The organism is Stenotrophomonas sp. YJH_SMC_80, assembly GCF_059372495.1.
In genome coordinates this window covers 48,196-67,892 of sequence record NZ_JCAFVP010000009.1, presented here as the reverse complement: position 1 = coordinate 67,892, position 19,697 = coordinate 48,196, and the positions used below count along the sequence as shown (strand labels likewise).

Sequence of the window (19,697 nt, the reverse complement as noted above, 5' to 3'; positions counted from 1 at the left end):
GGTAACCCCATGGCCCTCAATGCCACCGTGCGCCAACTCAACGGCGCGCCGCAGCTGGAGCCTGCACAGACCATGGTCGCCATCAACAAGGTGACCATGTCCTTCGGCGAGTTCACCGCCGTTCGCGATGTCGACATCCAGGTGGGTGACGGCGAGTTCCTCGCCATCGTCGGGCCCACCGGCTGCGGCAAGAGCACCATCCTCAATTCCGTGGCGGGCCTGCTGAAGCCATCCTCGGGCGACGTGGCCATCGATGGCCGCACGGTCAGCGGCGTGCAGGAGTCGGTCGGCTACCTGTTCCAGCAGGACGCCCTGCTGCCGTGGAAGACAGCTTTCCAGAACGTCGAGCTGGGCCTGCGCTTCCGCGGCGTGCCCGAAGCCGAACGCAAGGCCAAGGCCAACGCGTGGCTGGCCAAGGTCGGCCTGGCCGGTTTCGAGCATCGCTATCCGCACCAGTTGTCCGGTGGCCAGCGCAAGCGTGTGCAGATGGCGCAGGCGCTGATCGTCGAGCCGAAGGTGATCCTGATGGACGAGCCGTTCTCGGCGCTGGACATCCACACCCGCCACCTGATGCAGAACGAGCTGCTGCGTCTTTGGCAGGAGGACCGGCGCTCGGTGATCCTGATCACCCATGACCTGGAAGAAGCGATCGCGCTGGGAGATCGCGTGGTGGTGCTGTCCTCCGGCCCGGCCAGCCGCGTGGTGCGTAGCTTCGACGTGGATCTGGAACGTCCGCGCAACGTGGCCGAGATCAAGCTGGATGACCGTTTCACCGACCTGTACCGCGACATCTGGGCCTGCCTGCGCGGCGAAGTGGAGAAGAGCTATGCACGCCAAGACTGACAAATTCATCCAGCTCGCCTTGGTAGTCGCCGTTTTCGGCGGCTGGGAAGGCGGTATCGCGCTGGGCGTGATCGATCCGTTCTTCTTCCCTTCGCCAACGGCCATCGTGCAGCAGGCCTGGACCTGGTTGTCCGATACCTCGTTCTACCAGCATGTCTACATCACCCTTACTGAAACCGCGCTGGGCTACATCATCGGCACCGGCCTGGGCGTGGCCGGCGGTGTCTGGCTGGGCCTGAGCCGCCGTTCGGCGCGCATCCTCGATCCCTTCATCAAAGGCTTCAACGCGATTCCGCGCGTAGTGCTGGCGCCGATTTTCGTGTTGTGGCTGGGGCTGGGCCTGTGGTCGAAGGTGGCGCTGGCGGTCACGCTGGTGTTCTTCACCACGTTCTTCAACGCCATGCAGGGCGTGCGCGAGGTGAATCCGGTGGTGCTGGCCAATGCCCGCATCCTGGGCGCAAGCCGCAGCGATCTGCTGCGCCATGTCTACTTCCCGGCAGCGGCCAGCTGGATCCTGTCCTCGCTGCGCACCTCGGTCGGCTTCGCCGTGGTCGGCGCGATCATCGGTGAGTACCTCGGCGCTTCGGCGGGCCTGGGTTACCTGATCGCGCAGGCCGAGGGCAACTTCAATGCCGTGGGTGTGTTCGCCGGCATCATCATCCTGGCCGCCTTCGTGCTGGTCATCGACGCCCTGCTGGACGTGGTCGAGAACAAGCTGATCACCTGGCGTCCCAACGCCCAGGCACAGGCCACCAGCTGACCGGGCCGGGCTGAGCCCGCCTGCCGCGCCGCCGGTCCGATCCGGCGGCGCGAGCTTCCTCCCCCGATCTTCCCCCGCACCACCGCAACAGGCCAGCGCCGGGCCAGGGGGCCGGCTGGCCGGAGAGAGAGAGTCCATGAACCCTTCCACCGTGCTGCCGCTGGCAGCGCTGCCGGTCGCGCTCGGCCTGCTGTTGGCCACTGGCCACGCCGACGCCCAGTCTGTTTCATCCCCGCCCGCGCCATTGAGCCAGGCCGAGCTGTCACGCCTGGTGCAGCAGCAGGCGCTGCAGATCCAGCAGTTGGAAGCGCGCCTACGCGCCGTCGAGGGTGGGCAGGGCACCGCGGCCGCACCATCCGCGCCGCCCGCGCCCGCGCTGGAAACGCGGGTGGCCGCACTGGAATCCGGCCAGTCCAGGCAGCCCAAGGTCTCCTGGGCCAAGGGCGCACCGGAGTTCAGCAGCGCAGACGGCACGACGGTGTTCCGTCCCCGCGGCCGCCTGTTCGTCGATGCCTCCAGTACGGACGGTTCGGCGGTCGGTGATCGCAACGTTTCGGGCACCGAGGTCCGTTCGGTGCGCCTGGGGGCCGAGGGACGCTACGGCACACTGGGCTGGGTGGTGGAGGGTGACTTCGCCGACAACGCGGTGGCCTGGAAGTCGGTCTACGCCACGCTGGACCACACCCTGTTCGGCCTGCCGGCCGATCTCACGATGGGCAACCGCTTGAACGATCGCGGTATCGATGGCTCCAGCAGCACCTCCAACACGCCGTTCCAGGAACGCAACGTGGTCGGCACGTTGATGCTGCCGCAGCGCGGCCTGTTCGGTGTCGGGCTGACCGAGCGGGTGTACGGAAAGGGCTGGCACGCCAGCCTGTCGGTGGCCGGCAACGATCTCAACAACGCCGGCACCGACAACGACAGCCAGACCTGGGCCACGCGCGTGCACTGGAATCCGCTGGACACCGCTGGCGCCACGTTGCATCTGGGCGCATGGGCGTTCCACGAGAAGATTCCCGCCGGGGCCAGCGGCGTGGTGCGCAGTTCGGCCATCGCGGGGCATTTCAACGATCTGGTCAGGATCACGCCGGGCACACTGCTGGGCGCCGAGCGCAGCACCGCCTACGGTGCCGAACTGGCCGGCTTCTTCGGCCCGGCGTGGGCAACGGGCGAGTGGGGTACGCGAAGCCTGCGCGGGGCCGATGCCGGCGGTCGCTACGATCGCGACCACGCGGCGTGGGCGATTTCTGCCGGCTGGTTCCTGGCGGGCGCGCTGCCGTCGTACTCGGGCAAGGCCGGTACCTGGGGGAAGGTGAAGGTCGCCGATCCGGTGACGCGCGGCGGCGGCGGTGCCTGGGAGCTGAAGGGCCGCTATGAAGACGTGGACTATGCCGAGCTGCCCAGTGGCGGTACCGGTAACGCGTGGACCCTGGGCGCGAACTGGTACCTCAACGATTTCAGTCGCGTGATGTTCGAAGCCTCCCGTTGGCAGACCCCTCACCGCAACGGCAGCGCAATGGGCAGGGATGAAGGCACCACCTTCAATACCCGCCTGCAGCTGGTCTTCTAGGGCAGGGGCGCCGCCCGCACTCTGGTCACAGCAGCAACAACGCTGCGATGAGTGCAGGTGGCATCACCAGCGCGCCCACGCGCAGGAAGTCGAGCGCGCTGACATGCTCGCCTTCGCGACGCAACGCCATCAGCCACAGCATCGTGGCCAACGAGCCGGTCACCGACAGGTTCGGGCCCAGATCCACGCCGACCAGCAATGCGGCACGGGTCTGCGCCGGCAGGTCCGCCATCTGCCCCAACGAACCAGCCGCCAGGCCGACCGGCAGATTGTTGGCCACGTTGCCCAGCAGTGCAGCGGCGCCGCCGGCCAGCCAGCTGGCCTGGTGCGGCGACGTTTTCGCCAGTGCCTGCAGCGCGCTGGCCGAACTCTGGATGACACCGGTCTGCGCTACCGCTTCCACCAGCACGAACAGCCCCGCCACCAGCGGCAGCACCCCCCAGGATACGTGGCGCAGCAGCGGCAGCGGGCTGCGTCGCTGGCGGATCGCCACTGCCACCACGCTTAGCGTGCCCGCGCAGAACGTGGTCAGGCCCAACGGCCCGTTCATGGCGGACGTAACCAGCAGCACCGTGCCGGTGAACAGCACGCCCAGTGCGCTCAGTCGGCCACCGTCGGTCAACGGGCGATGCGCCGGCGCGGCCACCAGCGGCTGTGCGATTTCGCGACGGTGCACCCAGCGCAGCACAAGATAGGTCGCACCGATCGCCGCCAGCGAGGGCAGTGCGAACTGCGCCAGCCACTGCAGCAGCGGCGGCATGTGCTGGCCGTACACCACGAGATTGGCCGGGTTGGAGATGGGCAACACGAAGCTGGCCGCGTTGGCGATGAAGGCACAGACAAACAGGTACGGCAGGGGATTGGCCCGGGCCGCCTTGCAGGCCGCGTAGACCGCCGGCGTCAGCACCACGGCTGTCGCATCATTGGAAAGAAACACCGTTACCAGCGTGCCGACCAGGAACACCAGGTCGAACAGGCGTCGCCCGGATCCGCCCGCGTGCCGCACCGCGTACAACGCCAGCCAGTCGAACAGCCCTTCGCGGCGTGCGAGCTCGGCCAGCACCATCATGCCGACCAGGAACAGGTAGACATCGCGGCCCTCGGCGACGGCGTGCCAGGTAGTGCCGAACGACACAGTGCCGCTGAGCGGAAGCAGCGCGGCCGCACCGAGCGCCCATACATACTCCGGGATACGGAACGGACGGAACAGCAGGCCGACAGTGGCAACGGCCACCGCCATCCAGATGATGAGGGAAGAATGGGAAGCGAGCATGGGGTAGGGGGCGTGCGCGGTGCCGTCCATCGACCGCGTCGCCGGTTCTCCGGCGCATGTGATCGGCGTGCAGGCGCCCGCTGCGATCAGTGCAAGTGCCGGGGTTGCGGCATCATACCGTGCCGGCTGCCCAGCAAAGGCCCTGGCGCGGCACGTTACGTGACGGCCGCACCAGGGCATTCAACACCGCGCCTACTGCGACGCACACTCCACCTTGCGATCGAACTCGGTGCCCAGTACGACCGAGGTGATCGCAAGCGTTGTGCCCTTTCCGGCGCGCAGCGCAAACGGCACGTTCAAGCGGCTCATGTCCGCCCCGGCGTTGGCCAGGCACTTGAGGGGAACGCCCAGCCTGACCCACTCATTGCGCGGCGCCGCCGACAGCGCGGGGCCCAGCGCAACCTCGGCAGCACACGCCGCCCCGCAGGCGGTACCGAGTGTCACTGCGGATTCCGCCGGGAGCTGTTCGACACGCATGGTCGCTACCAAGGACAGCTCGCCGTTGGTCTCGCGCGACCAGTCCAGCGGAGTATTGGCCTGCAACGCCACCGTGGCCGGCGCCCGGAAACTGAACCGGCGTGCGCCCTCCTGCACATCGGTGTTGATTGCGACCATCGCCAGTGACTGGTCGGCAGTCGTTGCATTGGGATGCACGACATCGGTCGATTCGCCATTGGCGGCAGTCAGGCGAAGCATCAGGCCGGTGCCGGCCACACCACGATCGAACAGGGTACCGCTACCGGCGGCGTCCGGATCAATGCCCGGGTCCTCGGAAAGCGCAGGCAGATTTCCCTTGTCGGCATAGGTCAGGCCGTATCCGAAAGCGAACTGCGGATCGTAGTCCTTCTGCCCCACGTTGTTCTGGTACTGGTTAGCGCGGCGTGGCCAGGAGTAGCTCAGCTTTCCGCGGAAGTCGTGTTGCACGCGCCCATCGGCCCCACGCAGCAGCACATCGGCCACGCCCCCACCTTCCGATCCCGGCAGCCACGCGGCCACGAAGGCATCGGCGGCGTTGATTTCGCGGTTCAGCCACAACGGGCGCCCGCTCAGGAACACCCCCACGACCGGAATGCCGTCTGCCTTCAGGCGTCGCATCAGCTCCAGGTCTCCGGACTTGCCGTTCTTGAACATCAGGTTGGGCAAGTCGCCCTGGAATTCGGCATACGGATCTTCGCCGAACACCACGATGGCCACATCGGGCCGGTTGCGATAACGGCCATCGACCGCCAGTTCGGCCTGGCCGCCGCCCGACCTGACCTGTGCCTCCAGGCCTTCCCAGATCGTTTCAGCATTCGGGAAGTCCTCCCGACGCGTGCCATCGCCCTGCCAGCTGAGCGTCCAGCCGCCCGCCTGACGGCTCATGTCGTTCGCGGCATCGCCCGCAACCAGCACCCGTTGTTTCGGCCGGAGTGGCAGCAGCTGGTTCTGGTTCTTGAGCAGCACCAGCGATTCACGCACGGCCTGCCGCGCCACCTGGCGATGCGCCGGCGCCCCGAGCAGCTCGAATCTGCCGCCCAATGCGCGCTCGGACGGCTTGGGTTTGTCGAACAGGCCCATGCGCATCTTCGCCCGCAGAATGCGGCGAACGGCATCGTCCAGCCGCGCCTCCGGCAGGCTGCCGTCCTTCACGTGGGCCAGCGTGCTTTCATACATCCCCTTCCAGCTGTCCGGTGCCATCGCCATGTCCAGGCCCGCCACGTAGGTCCTGGCGCAGTCGGTGTTGCTGCAGCCCTTGATCTGGCCATGGCCGTTCCAGTCACCGACCACGAAGCCGCCGAAACCCATCCGGCCCTTCAGCACATCGGTCAACAACGGCCTGTGCCCATGCATCTTCTCGCCATGGAAGCTGTTGAAGGACGCCATCACCGACTGCGCGCCCGCATTGATCGCCGGCAGGTATCCGGCGGCATGGATGTCGCGCAGTTCTGCCTCGCTGACCGTGGTGTTGCCCTGGTCCTTGCCGTTGCCCGTGCCGCCATCGCCGAGAAAATGCTTGACCGTGGTCATCACGTGGTGGTCGTCGAGGAAGTCGGCCGCGCCGGCCTTGCCCTGCAGGCCTTCGACGAAGGCCCCTGCATAGCTGGCCACCAATGCCGGATCTTCCGAGTAGCCTTCGTACGTGCGCCCCCAGCGGTCGTCCTGCGGAACGGCCACGGTCGGCGCGAAGGTCCATTCCATGCCGGTCACACGGGTTTCGGCCGCGGTGATCCTTGCGATCTCGCGCAGCAGTTCCGGGTTGCGCGCTGCGCCCAGGCCGATGTTGTGCGGGAACAGAGTGGCACCCACCACGTTGCTCTGGCCATGCATCGCATCAATGCCCCAGACGATGGGAATGGCCTTGCCACCGTTGCGCGTGTCCATCGAGGCTTCCCAGAACGCGTCGGCCAGCGCAAGCCATTCGGCGGGTTTTGCGTTGTAGCGGCCACCTGGGTCGGATGCGCCGCCCGCCAGTATTGAACCCAATCGATATCTGCGCACGTCGTCGGGCGTGATGCTGGCGATATCGCCCTGCACGATCTGGCCGACCTTTTCTTCCAGCGTCATTGATGCGATCAGCGCGTCGATGCGTCGTTCCATGGCCGGATCGTTGGCCAGTGGCCAGGTTGCCTTGGGCCAGTGCGCGGGAGTGATGGTACCTGCGTCGTTCACCGGGGCAGGGGCCGCACCGGTCGCAGGCACCAGCGCCATGGCAAGCGATGCAGCCAGCAGCAGGCGGTGAGGACGTAGAACGGGGTTGCGCTTCGCACGATCGGAATGACGGACGTTCATCGGAACAATCATCTCGGAAGGGTGGCTTGGGTGGGCTCGGCGACCAGAAAGCAACCTGACAGCGTTGTCAGTCGGAACCGAGCATACCCAGCCGGTGGAACGAATGCTTGCTGCACAGCGGCATGGGTTTTGAGGATAAAGTTGCATCTGCATCCACATTCCGTGGTGCAGGATTTCGGTAGAGATGGTGAGGCTATGACGGGCAGAGGGCGGGGGATGCCGGGACCTGAGCAGGTGCTCGCAGGCAGGCCGGGACGCGTGCGGATCGAGGATGTCGCGGCAACGGCCGGGGTCTCGATGAAGACCGTCTCGCGGGTGCTCAACAACGAGCCGAACGTCTCCAAGAGCACCCGCGCCCGGGTGGACGCGGCAGTGGAAAAGCTGCGCTACCGCCCCTTGCCCTCGGCACGGGTCCTCGCCGGCCGGCGTTCCTACCTCATCGCGATGCTCTTCGATAATCCGTCCTCGAACTATCTGATGGAGATCGAGATGGGGGTGCTGGATGCCTGCATGGAACAGCACTACAACCTGATGCTCGCTCCGCTGATCTACGACGCGGCCGATATCGTGGAAAAGGTCGAGTCATTGATCATGCAGTCGCAGCTCGACGGCGTGGTGCTGACGCCGCCCCTGACCGACGACACGGCCCTGCTGGAACGCCTGGTCGACCTGGGCATTCCGTACTCCAGCATTTCGGCGAAGGAACAGAACCGGAACGTGGGCGTCGTCGTGGATGAAATCGGCGCGGTGGTGGCGCTGATCGCACACCTGGCCTCGCTGGGCCATACCCGCATCGCCCATATCAAGGGACACGCCGCGCATGGCGCAAGCATGTGGCGCCTGGCAGGCTATCGCGAAGGCCTGCGCAGGGCAGGCCTGCGCTACGACCCCAGCCTGGTGCTGGAAGGTGAGTTCTCATACGAATCCGGCTACATCGGCGCCAACGCACTGCTTGATCGGCCTGATCGGCCGACCGCCATCTTCGCTGCCAACGATGATATGGCGGCAGGCGTCATCTGTGCGGTGTTCGAGCACGGCCTTTCAGTGCCGGGCGACATCTCGGTCTGTGGTTTCGATGACACGCCGATCGCCCGCCAGATCTATCCGGCGTTGACCACGGTCTGCCAGCCCACCCGAGAGATGGGCCGGCGGGCGGCCATGGAGCTGATCAAGGAAGTGCGCGAGCTCGGCAGCGGTGGCGTGGTCGATATTGACTACGCCCTGCAGGTCCGGCGATCCACGGGGCCGCTCCGTCACGATTGAACGCGGTCCAACGGCCTGCCGGCGCGATCGGGACGCCGCGCTGGCAGGGCAGGGGCGCGGTTCAGCTCAGTGGCCCGCTTCGGTTGCCAATCGCTCCAGGTCAACACCCTGGCAACGAAGTGTACGGCCAGCCGCCCAGGCGTAGAACGCCAGATAGCAGAAACACAGCACGCCAATGATGAAGCTGTAGTGCACGCCGACCTTGTCGGCCAGTGCGCCCTGCGCCCAACTGACGATGCCGCCGCCCATGATCATCATGATCAGCAGGCTGCTTGCCTGGTTGGTGTGGCGGCCCAGGCCGCTGATGGCCAGGGTAAAGATGCAGGGCCACATCGTGCTGCAGAACAGCCCGACACTGATGAAGGCGATCACACTGGTCATGCCGGTGGTGAACATGCCGACCAGCTGCGCCGCAATGCCACACACGGCAAAGTACAGCAGCATGCGCGACGGATTGCCCCTGCTGGCCAGGGTTGCAATGATCATCAGGACGATCACCGGCGCGTAGTGGAGGAACTGTGCGGAGTTGTGGCCAGAGATCGCGTTGACGGCAAGGTAGATGGCGAACGCGACGAACGGCAACACCAGCATCAACAGCTTCCGGGTGCCTGCGCGCACATCGAACGCGCCTGCGGCACCACCCCAGCGGCCGATCATCAGGCTGGCCCAGTACAACGACACGAACGGGGCGATCACCGAGGTTTCCAGCCCCAGTCCGCCCTTGCTCAAGGGCTGCTCAAGGTAGGCTGGAAGATTGTCGATGGTCGATACCTCCACGCCGACGTAAAGGAAGATCGCGATCATGCCCATGACCAGCTGCGGGTAAGCGAGCGCAGATCTGCGATCTGTCTGGTGATCTGCCCCGGTTGCACCTGCGGGGACCGTCGCGGACAGCTCGACATGATTGGGCACGCTCGAGAACCGCAGCAGCACGGCTACCAGTACGAAGGCGGCGCCCAGCACCAGGTATGGGATCTTTACGCTCTCGATGCTCGCCTCTGTGTTGCCCGCTGACACGCTGCCAAAGATGGCAATGCTCACCAGCAGTGGGCCTACCGTCGCGCCCAGGTTGTTGACACCGCCGGCCATGGTCAGGCGCTGCGATCCAGTGGCCGGATCACCCATGATCACCGCCAGCGTATTGGCTGCGATCTGCTGGAGCGAGAAGCCCAGGCCAACGATGAACAGGCCGGACAGCATCAGTGCAAACGAGCCGGTGTTGGCCGCGGGATAGAAGAGCAGGGCACCCAGTGCCGAGACCAGCAGGCCAAGGCAGATGCCGTTGCGGTAGCCCACCCTGTGCAGCAGGTCGCTGCCGATGGCGCGGGAGACGGCGATGTAGATCAGCGAACCGGCGGTGTAGGCAACGTAGAAAGCCATCGCCACGTACATGCTCTGCGCCTGGCTGAGATGGAACGCCTTCTTGAACACCGGAATGAGGATGCCGTTGCTTGCGGCAACGAAGCCCCAGAAGAAGAAGACGGTGATGAGTACACCGAACTGCGACCAGCGGGTTGTGTGTTTCATGATTCTCGTGTCATCGCGGGCAGGGCGACGCCCCGTGCGTTGTCGCACAGGGCGGGACGTGGTGATTGCGCACGGAGGGCCGGCGAAACCGGCCCTCCTTCAAGGCTGCGTTGCTCAGAACTGGTAACGCAGGCGCAGGCCGTAGCTGCGCGGATCGTTCAGGAAGCGGACGTTGATGCCGGAACCCACCAGCGCCTTCTGCGAGACGTCGTTGCCCAGCAGATTGTTGCCCCAGGCTTCCACCCGCCAGTTGCCGCTCAGTGAGGTGAAGCCAATGCCCGCGTTCAAGGTGGTCTCGCCCTTCTGGCGGTCAGGGAAGCCGGCCGCAGCGGCACTTTCGGTACGGTCATGGACCAGCTCACCAGTGGCCGGATCCTGTCGGATGAACTCTACGTCCCGGTTGTTGTACTGGGTGAGATAGAAGGCCGAGCGGTACGAGGCCAGCAACTGCCAGTCGAAGGTGCCAAAGCGCAGCTCGGTCGTATGCTGCAGGCGCACGTTGAAGGTGAGCTTCGAGGCCAGCGGCAGTTCATTGCCGGACAGGTCGATCAACGAAGTGGCACCACCGGCGTCGTAGTTCTGGCTGCGGACATCGGCGACGGTGCCGCGCTTGATCTCACTGTCCATCCAGAGTGCATTGATGTTGACCATGAAGTTGTGCGGGAATCGCAAGGTGCTCTCCGCCTCCAGGCCGTACACAGCGGACTTGCCGACGTTGCGGTTGACCAGCGCATAGCCGGTGGCTTCACCGGTGGTCGGGTTGGTGGCGATCACCGCCAGGTCCTGGAACACCTGGTCGCTGTAGTCGTAATAGAACCCGCTGACGTTGAAGGTCGAGGTGCGACCCAGCATCTGGAAGGAGTTCTTGCTGCCGATTTCGTAGGCAATGATCGATTCGGGCTTGAAGGTCTCGGGAATCTCCTTCGGATCAAACGTGTCGTTGAAGCCGCCCGCCTTGTGGCCGGTCGACACCAGGCCGTACAGCAGGCTGTCGTCGCTCACGTCGTACTCGAAACCCGCGCGCCAGTCGGTAAAGCTGAACTTGCTCTTGCCGAACTGCTGGGCCGGAATCGCGCTGACCTGGGCCCAGCTCTGGTACGGGCAATCGACGGTATCGCCACCGATGTCGGGGCGGTCCACGCAACCAAATGGGCCGCCATCGGGCACCGCGCCGATCTGCTGCAGCAAGGTGTCGTTGCGACCGTGTCGCAGCACGCCCTGCAGCAGGAAGCGGGCCATCTCCGCCTGCGAGGTGATGTTGCTGACATCAAAGTTCGGACGGCTCATGAACGCGGGCTCGAAGCCGGGCGTGCCGAGGCGCGTGGCAAAGTCCCCGCCCTGGCCAGGCAGGCCCAGCGACCAGTTGCCGCCGATGCCATAACGCGACTTCTTCTCCTCGGAGTAGCGCAGGCCGCCCTTCAGGCGCAGGCGATCGTTGACGTCGAACGTGCCATCGGCGAAAACGGCGGAAGACTTGCCATTGACCTTGGGCATGGTGAATTCAGTGCCCGAATACCAGCGCCCTTTGTCCACCAGCGAAAGGTAGCCCACCCGCTGGTCCTCGTTGAAGTGGAACAGGCCGGTGGTCCAGCGCAGCCGCTCGTCCTGGTCGGAGGTGAACCGCAGCTCATGTACCTGCGACTCCGACTCGGTCAGCCAGTACTGGGTGGAGTAGTTGTCGTAATCGATGCCACCGGGGTTGCTGGGCGATACCGGATCGATGTTGCGGCCCGGCCAGAGGATGCCTTCGCTCTGCGCATTGGTCTGGCGGTAGTCCACGTTGCGGTAGCTGCCGTTGTACTCCACCGCCACCTTGCCGAAGTCGTAGGAAATGCTGGTCTGCGCCCCCCAGTTGGTGCTGTCGAGCTTGCCCTGCGCGCCACGGTAGATGATCTTCCGCAGGTCGACATCGTCCGGCAGGTAGCCGGCCCTGGCGGCGGTGTAGACGTTGGCGCCGGGATAGCCCGTGCCGCCTTCCTTGCCGATGTCGGCCATGGCGAAGATCGACAGCTTGTCATCCGGCTGGTAGAGGAACGACAGTCGAGCGCCCCGGTCGTCCTGCACGCCAGCCGGTTCCAGGTCCTGCGCGCGCCCCGCATTCTTGAACGGCGAGTCCTTCTCCACCTTGTAGCCAGCCACGCGGAAGGCCGCGCCACCACCGATCGGGAGATTCAGGGCGAACTCGCCACCGCGATGGTCACGATTGCCGGCCTCGGCCTGAACATACCCACCGAACGCTTCCAGGTCGGGGCGCTTGGTGATGATGTTCAGCGTGCCGGCCAGCGCATTGCGGCCGCGCAGCGTGCCCTGCGGGCCCTTGTTGATTTCCACCCGCTCGACATCGTAGAACATGCCGCCCAGACCGCGCGGTCGTGCAATGTAGGCCCCGTTGATGTGGGGCGCGGCGCCCGGATCACCCAGTTCGGTGTTGTTCGAAGAGCCCACGCCGCGGATGAAGATCTCCAGGTTGCCTTCCTGGTTGGCCATGCTCATGCCCGGCACCAGGGCCTGGATGTTGCGCAGCTCATTGTTGATGCCCAGCGCACGCGTATCGTCCGCGGAAATTGCCTGGGCAGTACCTGCATATTTCTGCAGGTCCTGTTCCCGGCGTTCGACAGTGACGATGACGGCGTCCAGGGTTGAGGCCTCCCGTGCCTCGCTGGTGGCGGTCGAGCTGCTTTCCTTGGCTGATTGCGCTGCGACGGGCAGCGCTGCAGTGGCGGTGACGATGGTGGCAAGTACTGCCTGTGCGAGTGTGCTCTTCCTGAAATGGCCGGTCATAGGGTCCCTCTCTCCCCATAAGTGATGTCTGGACGTTCCCGCGCGACGCGCCGGACGTGGGCTCTTGTAAGCGCGACCTGACAACGCTGTCAATCAGAATGAATGATGGATGACCATAAGCCCGGGAAATCAGACAGTTGAGCGATCAGCAGTGCTGCTTGGCACGCCGCATTTGCTGCAATGCGAAACAAAATCGAGCGGCCTTGCCCCTTTCCTGCGACTGCAACGGCCGGATCGGAACCATCAGAAAGCGGGTCCGCAGGAAGGGCCATCGGCTTCGCGTATCCGCTGGCGGACTACGGGGCCATGCAGGGGGCGTGGTGCTGATGCTGTCATGTGGCCGGGCATGACTTCAGGCACTCGGTCGTGACTACAGCTGTAGGCAATGTGGACAGGCATTCACCGGAAGAGATGCCCATGAAAACTGCACGATGGTTGTCCGGCTTCGCGGCCTTGATGCTGGCCCTCCCTGCACTGGCCAGCACGACCACCACGGCCGACGCCGTCGCGACGATCGAACGCAACGCCCGTGCCGCGCATTCCGACGCGGTGCTTGTCTGGAAGGATGGAAAAGCACTGCTGGAGCCACAGCCAGAGACTGGCGAGGAGCCGGTTCACCTCATGTCTGCCACCAAGTCGGTGGTGGCGCTGGCCGTCATGCTCCTGCTGGACGACGGAAAGCTGGCCTCGGTCGACGAGCCGGTAAGCAACATCTTCGCGGAGTGGAAGCAGGGGCGGAAAAGGGACATTACGGTACGCATGCTGCTGGACCATACCTCTGGTCTGCAGAACGTGGCCAACGCGGGGGAAGAGCTGGAAGCGGCGCCGGACCTGGTCAAGCTCGCACTGGCGGCAGAGCTGAGCAGCGATCCGGGTACCACGTTCTCCTACAACAACAAGGCTACCAATCTGCTGCCCGGCATCGTCGAGCGTCTGGCAGGGGAACCGATGGATGCCTACCTTGAGAAGCGCCTGTTCAAACCGCTGGGCATTGCCCGATATACCTGGTTGAAGGACGGTGCGGGCACCCCCTTGGGCATGGCCGGATTGTCGCTGAGTGCCCGCGATCTGGCGAAGATCGGGCAGCTGCTGCTTGATGGCGGCGTGACCCCGGCGGGTACGCGCGTGCTGAGCGAGCGGTCGGTGGCGCTGCTGACTGGAGCAAGTGCCCGCTCCCCGGATGTTGGTCTTCTGTGGTGGCGCATTCCAGCATGGGAGCGTTATGAGCTGAAAGGCCAGATGGCCGGCTTCCTGGCGCAGCATGGGGTCAGCGCTCCGGTCCAGCAGGCATTGCTGGCCACCGGGGGCAGGGTATTCGACAGCAAGAGTGCATTGATTGCGTACGTGGCCGAGCGACTTGGGGCGGACTGGCCGCAGCACTATGGCAGCGAGATCACCGGTCGTGGACTCAAGCTGTCCGACATGTTCGACATCCAACGCGGCCCCACCGTTGCCTACGCCGCCAACGGTTACCTGGGCCAGCACCTGGTCATCGTTCCGCAGCAGCGCGTGGTTGCCGTGCGCCTCATCCACCGACGCGACAGCCATCGCGCGCCACTGGATGACTACGCGACATTCCCGGCGGATGTACTCACGCTGGCCCAGGCGCTTCAGTGAACGGAGGAGCCGGGCCTGCGCCCGGATCCTCGTCCACTGCTTCATGCTGCTGGCCGGAGTGGCAGGGTCTGGCAGGGCGCGCCACTACTTCGGCATCAGCACGGTATCGACAACGTGGATGACGCCGTTGGATTGGTTGACGTCGGCGATGCTGATGCCTGCTTTGCCACCCTTGGCGTCGATCACCCACAGCTTGCCGTCGTGGAGCGCCACGGTAAGCGGCTCGCCTTGCACTGTCTTCAGCGTGGCTTTTCCACCGTGCTTCCTGGCATCGGCCAGGAGCTGGGCGGAACTGAACCGTCCTGGGACCACGTGGTAGGTGAGGATCCGGGTGAGCTGCGCCTTGTTTTCAGGCTTCACCAGTGTATCGACCGTGCCTGCTGGAAGCTTGTTGAAGGCGGCATTGGTGGGCGCAAAGACGGTAAAGGGACCGGCGCCATTGAGGGTCTCGACCAGGCCTGCGGCCTTGACCGCTGCCACCAGCGTGGTGTGATCCCTGGAGTTCACGGCGTTTTCAACGATGGTCCTGGTCGGATACATCTCGGCCCCGCCAACCATTACCGGATCTGCGGCGAAGCTGGCGGAAGCGGCTGAGACGAGTACGGCGAAGCTGACTGCGGCGGCGATGCGCTGAAGAGCGTTCACGGTGCGTTCCTCGATAGGATGCCCGCACAGCGCGGGCATCCTACATACGGCTGGCGGGAGCGCCTGGATGCACCGGATGCAGGCCGGGTCAGTCAGGGGGAGGGCCGTGATGCGTGTCGAAATTCTCCCTGCAGCGGCGGAATTCCTCGGCGTGTCCCACTACCCAGGTCCACATCGGGATCATAAGAACCAGCAGCTCCCTGCCCAGCGGAGTGATGGTGTACTCCACGCGCGGCGGAACCTCACGGAAATCCTGCCTATGGATCAGTCCGTCCCTTTCAAGCTGACGCAGGGTACGCGTCAGCATACGCTGCGTGACTCCTTTCATCCGCCGCGCCACATCGGCGTGACGCAGTGTTCCGTAGACCCCCAGGGCGTGAATGATGCCCAGCGACCAGCGGCTGCCGGCATGCGCGAGTACCTCGCGGCGCAGACCGTCGTCGTCCGCGCTCATGCCGTCGCATATCGATTGTGAATGTCGCAGAAGCTCATCGGAACTCATGAACGGTGCGGTCGGTATCATCGGTGTGCCTTCTTACGTGGCAACGAGGGAGGGGCGCAGAATCGCCGCCATCGTACACACAGATGGTGGTTTCAATGTCTCCCCCGATTGCTTCCCGCTCAATCCTGGTCCTGGGTGCCGGCGAACTCGGAATGCCCGTCATCCGCAACCTGGCCCGGCTCGCGGTCGTGCATGACGCAAGCATCAGCGTGATGCTGAGGCCTGCGTCGATGGAATCCACACTACCGGACAAGCGTACGGTCATTGACCAGATCCGCTCGCTGGGAGTGGCCCTCGTTCCTGGCGACCTGGTCACTGCCACGGTCGATGAGCTGGCTGATCTATTTTCCGGTTATGACACGGTCATCGGCTGCACCGGCTACGCCGCTGGCCGCGACACTCCCATGAAGGTAGCGCGCGCCGCCGTGAAGTCGGGCATTACCAGGTACTTCCCTTGGCAATTCGGGGTCGACTTTGACGCCATCGGACGCGGCGGGCCACAGGATCTTTTCGACGCCCAGCTGGATGTACGCGACTATCTCCGCTCACAGGCCGAAATGGACTGGGTGGTCATTTCCACCGGCATGTTCACCAGCTACCTCTTCGAGCCGGAGTTTGGCGTCATCGATCTTCCCGGCAGAAAGGTCAATGCACTTGGCACAGCCTCCAATGCGGTTACGCTGACCACACCAGAGGACATCGGTGCAATGACTGCACAGATTGTCTTCCACTCGCCCCCCCTTCGAAACGAGATCGTCTATCTTGCGGGAGACACGGTCCGTTATGAGCAGCTGCCCGCCATCCTTGAGGAAAAGTTCGGTGTTCCCTTCAAGCTGATCGTGTGGAGCGTTCCCCAGCTGATGGAGGAGCTTGCCAGTGACCCATCAAACATGATCAGGAAGTACCGTGCTGCCTTCGCCCAGGGCAGGGGCGTCTCCTGGAGCCTGGACGGGACGTTCAATGCCAGCATTGGCGTGAAACTGGAGGGTGTCGACGACTGGCTGAAAGCCCACTTCGAGACTTGATGAGCCGTTGAGCGGCAATCGCGTGGACGAAAACGGATTCTCCTACAGACTCCAATCGACCCGCAGGCCGGCGATCAGCGCATTCGGCAGATCATGCTGGCGTGCGGGTTCGTTGAACTGGTCCGGATGCACGATGTAGTGCAGGTTCGGCGCGACCCGAAGCTGCGGGGTGACCTGGATGCCATAGCTCAGCTCCATCATCACCTGGCTCCCGTGCGGGGGTACCGCTGCCACCCGCTGCGGCACGGGCAAGGCGCAGGTTTTCCAGTGCGATGCTGCTGTACTTCTGCTGGGTCACGACAAAGGCGATGCTGTCCTGCGGCCGGCTGGCGAACGTACCTTTCTGCACAAGCCCGGCCTGCAGGAAGTGATCCTCGATCAACTGCCCGGAGGTACCCTTGAGCGCAGCGCCGAAAAGGGTCAGGCCACGACCATTGCCATCGCCGGTAAGCTGCTGTTCGAAGCGGGCGAACGCACCGGAACGACCGTGGCGTGTCGCGTACTCCTGGCCACTGCGCAGCGCCGGCATGCCATTGGCATCGCGCAGCGGGTCGCGATAGGTCGAGTTGTCCTGCCAGCCACCCAGTTCATAGCGGGCCTTCAAGCGCGCCGATGCCGGGCTGCGCCAGCCGATCGTGTACGGCACGATCCACCCGGTGGCCTGGTTCGTACTCCATTTCAGGCCGTGCTGGCCGTCCTCGGCCTGGCTCGGGTCGACCTGGTACGCGCCGACGCGAACATAGACATCCGGCGTCACCCAGACCGTGGCATCGGCCATCCAGCTCGATACCGGCCACCAGGTGAAGTTGCTGGTACGAAACACATAGGTCGGGTTGCCGCAGGCCGAGTTGCCCTGGAAGTACTGGCACAGCTCCGAACCAAGATGATGGATGTTGGCGACGCTGCGCCCGGCTTCCAGCACCAGCCGGTCGTCGAGCAGTTTCTGCTCCAGCGTCAGGTTGGCCAGGCGCGTGCCCTGGCCACCGTAGATTTCCTGCACCGAGGTGCTGTTGCCCGTGCTGCTGTTGGCGAGATTGGTGCCGTGGCGGTTGATGCCGTACGCCTTGATCGTCGCACCTCTCCAGCCAAACGCGGCGTCCAGGTCCACGTCGGCACCGAGCATCAGCTGGCCGGCATACGCCGTACCGCTGCGCTTGCCGCCGTCGAGCGTGGCGGCGGCTTCGCCGGTGTAGGCAAGCTTGGGGATGAGGACATCGCTCGCGTCGGCGGCTGCGGCCAGCGACGGCAGGACCAGCAGGATCGCTGTCGGCAGCAGGCGGCGGGAAGGGGAGGTCATGGGCGGGGCTCCGTGTGCAGGGCGTAGGTCGTTGAGCCCCTACGCGCGCAGGGACCGCAAAAGGACCGTGAGGGCAGGGGGATCAGGCCGCGGCCGTCACCGGCTTCTTGAGGATGCGCAGCGCGACTGCGGTGACGGCCACGCCAGCCAGCAATGCCAGCAGGTAGATGCCGAGATGAGTGACCGCATTCGGGATCGGCAGCACGAACACACCACCGTGCGGCACCTTCAGCTCGACGCCAGCAGCCATCGAGATCGCACCCGCCACCGCAGAACCCAGAATGAGTGCCGGAATGGTGCGCAGCGGGTCACGCGCGGCGTAGGGGATCGCGCCTTCGGTCACGAAACTGAGGCCAAGCACGCCGGCGGCACCGGCCGTGCCGCGCTCCTCGGCGGTGAAGCGGTTGCTGAACAGCCATGTCGCCAGTGCAATACCCAGCGGCGGCGTCATGCCGCCGATCATCGTCGCCGCCATCGGCGTGTAGACCTGGCTGGAAATCAATGCAGTAGAGAACGCGTAGGACGCCTTGTTGACCGGCCCGCCCATGTCCACCGCCATCATTCCGCCCAGCAGCAGGCCAAGCAGGATCGCGCTGCCGCCCTGCATGCCGCGCAGCCAGTCGGTCAGCCACGCCAGCAGCCCGGCGACCGGCGTACCGATCACGTACATCATCAACAGGCCGACCAGCAGTGTGCCCAGCACTGGCAGGATCAGCACCGGCTTGAGCCCTTCCAGGCTGCGCGGCAGGCGCAGCGCACGGTTGATCCAGTGCACGCCATAACCTGCAATGAAGCCAGCGAGGATGCCGCCGATGAAGCCAGCATCCATGTTCACTGCTACCAGTCCGCCGATCATGCCGGGCGCAATGCCGGGCCGGTCGGCGATGGAGTAGGCGATGTAACCGGCGAGCGCCGGCACCATCAACATGAAGCCGGACTTGGCGCCGATCTGGAACAGCGACCACGCCAGCGTGCCCTTGTGCGCGTCATCGAAGGCATAGATGCCGCCGAGTGCGAACGCCAGTGCGATCAGCAGGCCACCGGCAGTGACGAACGGCAGCATGAACGACACGCCGGTCATCAGGTGCTTGTAGGGGCCGGTGGCCCTGGTTTTTTCGGCCGTGCGGCCCGGAGTCGCGCTACCTCCCTGCACGCCGGCCTCGGCCAGCGCCTTGCGGATCAGGTTCTGCCCATCGTTGATCGCCGGCTTGGTGCCACTCTTGAACAGGCGCTTGCCGGCGAAGCGCGACAGATCGACTTCGCGGTCTGCGGCGATCAGGACGAGGTCGGAGGCAGCGATTTCCTCGTCACTCAACGCGTCCTGCGCGCCCACCGAGCCCTGGGTTTCGACCCGGATTGCATGGCCCAGTGCCTTGGCGGCCTGTTGCAGGCCCTCCGCCGCCATGAAGGTGTGGGCGATGCCGGTGGGGCAGGAGGTGACGGCGACGATGCGCTTGCCCGCATGCGTGCCGGCGTTGCCCGACACCGCGGCCACGAGCGGTGCGAGCGCCGCAACCGGGTCGTCCAGTACCTCGCCCAGGCTGGCATGCACGATCCCGGCATTGGCGAAGCGCGCGATGTCCGCCTCACCGTCACCCACCAGCAGCAGGTGCGTCGCGGCGGCGGCGTTCGAGGCAGACAGCGCGCCGGTCACGCCCTGGTCGCTGCGGATCTCGATCATCAGCTCGAGCCCGCGCTGGCGGGCGGCGCGGCGCAGCGCTTCGGCGGCAAGAACCGCCTCGATGCTGCGTTCGCCGGCGGCGATGACTACGGTGAAAGCGTGCATGGAAACTCCTGGAATTCTTCGGGCTCGTGCTTGCCGAAA

Annotated in this window: 14 protein-coding genes and 1 pseudogene; 6 read left to right on the top strand and 9 right to left on the bottom strand. The window is 65.1% G+C overall.

Annotation, left to right across the window (positions count from 1 at the left end):
- Window positions 1-9: 9 nt before the first annotated feature.
- The 3 genes from AC5P99_RS15020 (at window position 10) to AC5P99_RS15010 (ending at window position 3,173) form a co-directional block, all read left to right on the top strand.
- The gene (locus tag AC5P99_RS15020; RefSeq protein ID WP_005413494.1) at window positions 10-843 is read left to right on the top strand and encodes an ABC transporter ATP-binding protein; all 834 of its coding nucleotides are present in this window, start codon (window positions 10-12) and stop codon (window positions 841-843) included.
- The gene (locus AC5P99_RS15015; RefSeq protein ID WP_005409726.1) at window positions 827-1,603 is read left to right on the top strand and encodes an ABC transporter permease; all 777 of its coding nucleotides are present in this window, start codon (window positions 827-829) and stop codon (window positions 1,601-1,603) included. Before AC5P99_RS15020 ends, AC5P99_RS15015 begins: the two co-directional genes overlap by 17 nt.
- Window positions 1,604-1,739: 136 nt before the next feature.
- Window positions 1,740-3,173, top strand: coding sequence for an OprO/OprP family phosphate-selective porin (locus tag AC5P99_RS15010; RefSeq protein WP_495213290.1), 1,434 nt, complete (start codon window positions 1,740-1,742; stop codon window positions 3,171-3,173).
- 25 nt (window positions 3,174-3,198) lie between these two features.
- Here AC5P99_RS15010 and AC5P99_RS15005 read toward each other — a convergent pair whose 3' ends face one another.
- Together AC5P99_RS15005 and AC5P99_RS15000 are read right to left on the bottom strand one after the other, a co-directional pair.
- Window positions 3,199-4,476 carry an arsenic transporter gene (locus AC5P99_RS15005; RefSeq protein ID WP_088436499.1) on the bottom strand — a complete coding sequence of 426 codons (1,278 nt, stop codon included), beginning with the start codon at window positions 4,474-4,476 and terminating at the stop codon, window positions 3,199-3,201.
- Window positions 4,477-4,638: 162 nt separating this feature from the next.
- Window positions 4,639-7,215, bottom strand: a complete 2,577-nt coding sequence (locus tag AC5P99_RS15000; RefSeq protein ID WP_149501114.1) for a glycoside hydrolase family 3 protein — start codon at window positions 7,213-7,215, stop codon at window positions 4,639-4,641.
- A 216-nt stretch (window positions 7,216-7,431) separates the two neighbouring features.
- Here AC5P99_RS15000 and AC5P99_RS14995 point away from each other — a divergent pair, with 216 nt between their 5' ends.
- The gene (locus AC5P99_RS14995; protein ID WP_495213289.1) at window positions 7,432-8,478 is read left to right on the top strand and encodes a LacI family DNA-binding transcriptional regulator; all 1,047 of its coding nucleotides are present in this window, start codon (window positions 7,432-7,434) and stop codon (window positions 8,476-8,478) included.
- A gap of 66 nt (window positions 8,479-8,544) precedes the next feature.
- Here AC5P99_RS14995 and AC5P99_RS14990 read toward each other — a convergent pair whose 3' ends face one another.
- From AC5P99_RS14990 to AC5P99_RS14980, 3 genes are all read right to left on the bottom strand, one after another.
- On the bottom strand, window positions 8,545-10,053 hold the full coding sequence (locus AC5P99_RS14990; protein WP_254919439.1) for an MFS transporter: 1,509 nt from the start codon (window positions 10,051-10,053) through the stop codon (window positions 8,545-8,547).
- Window positions 10,054-10,119: 66 nt separating this feature from the next.
- Entirely contained in the window at window positions 10,120-12,786 is a 2,667-nt protein-coding gene (locus tag AC5P99_RS14985) for a TonB-dependent receptor (protein ID WP_108269845.1), read from the bottom strand.
- 89 nt (window positions 12,787-12,875) lie between these two features.
- Complete coding sequence (locus tag AC5P99_RS14980; protein ID WP_495213288.1) at window positions 12,876-13,058, bottom strand: hypothetical protein; 183 nt, start codon at window positions 13,056-13,058, stop codon at window positions 12,876-12,878.
- Window positions 13,059-13,203: 145 nt separating this feature from the next.
- On the opposite strand from AC5P99_RS14980, the gene AC5P99_RS14975 reads away from it, so the two are divergent.
- Window positions 13,204-14,403, top strand: coding sequence for a serine hydrolase domain-containing protein (locus tag AC5P99_RS14975; RefSeq protein ID WP_169448560.1), 1,200 nt, complete (start codon window positions 13,204-13,206; stop codon window positions 14,401-14,403).
- Window positions 14,404-14,487: 84 nt separating this feature from the next.
- On the opposite strand, the gene AC5P99_RS14970 is transcribed toward AC5P99_RS14975, so the two are convergent.
- On the bottom strand, window positions 14,488-15,087 hold the full coding sequence (locus AC5P99_RS14970; RefSeq protein WP_012480305.1) for a fasciclin domain-containing protein: 600 nt from the start codon (window positions 15,085-15,087) through the stop codon (window positions 14,488-14,490).
- A 49-nt stretch (window positions 15,088-15,136) separates the two neighbouring features.
- Entirely contained in the window at window positions 15,137-15,502 is a 366-nt protein-coding gene (locus AC5P99_RS14965) for a winged helix-turn-helix transcriptional regulator (protein WP_232622059.1), read from the bottom strand.
- 143 nt (window positions 15,503-15,645) lie between these two features.
- On the opposite strand from AC5P99_RS14965, the gene AC5P99_RS14960 reads away from it, so the two are divergent.
- Window positions 15,646-16,575: an aromatic alcohol reductase gene (locus tag AC5P99_RS14960; RefSeq protein ID WP_099605189.1), complete on the top strand. Its 930-nt coding sequence runs from the start codon at window positions 15,646-15,648 to the stop codon at window positions 16,573-16,575.
- A 42-nt stretch (window positions 16,576-16,617) separates the two neighbouring features.
- Here AC5P99_RS14960 and AC5P99_RS14955 read toward each other — a convergent pair.
- Window positions 16,618-17,872: pseudogene (locus AC5P99_RS14955) on the bottom strand (carbohydrate porin).
- A gap of 82 nt (window positions 17,873-17,954) precedes the next feature.
- On the bottom strand, window positions 17,955-19,658 hold the full coding sequence (locus AC5P99_RS14950; RefSeq protein WP_495213287.1) for a PTS fructose transporter subunit IIC: 1,704 nt from the start codon (window positions 19,656-19,658) through the stop codon (window positions 17,955-17,957).
- Window positions 19,659-19,697 lie beyond the last annotated feature (39 nt).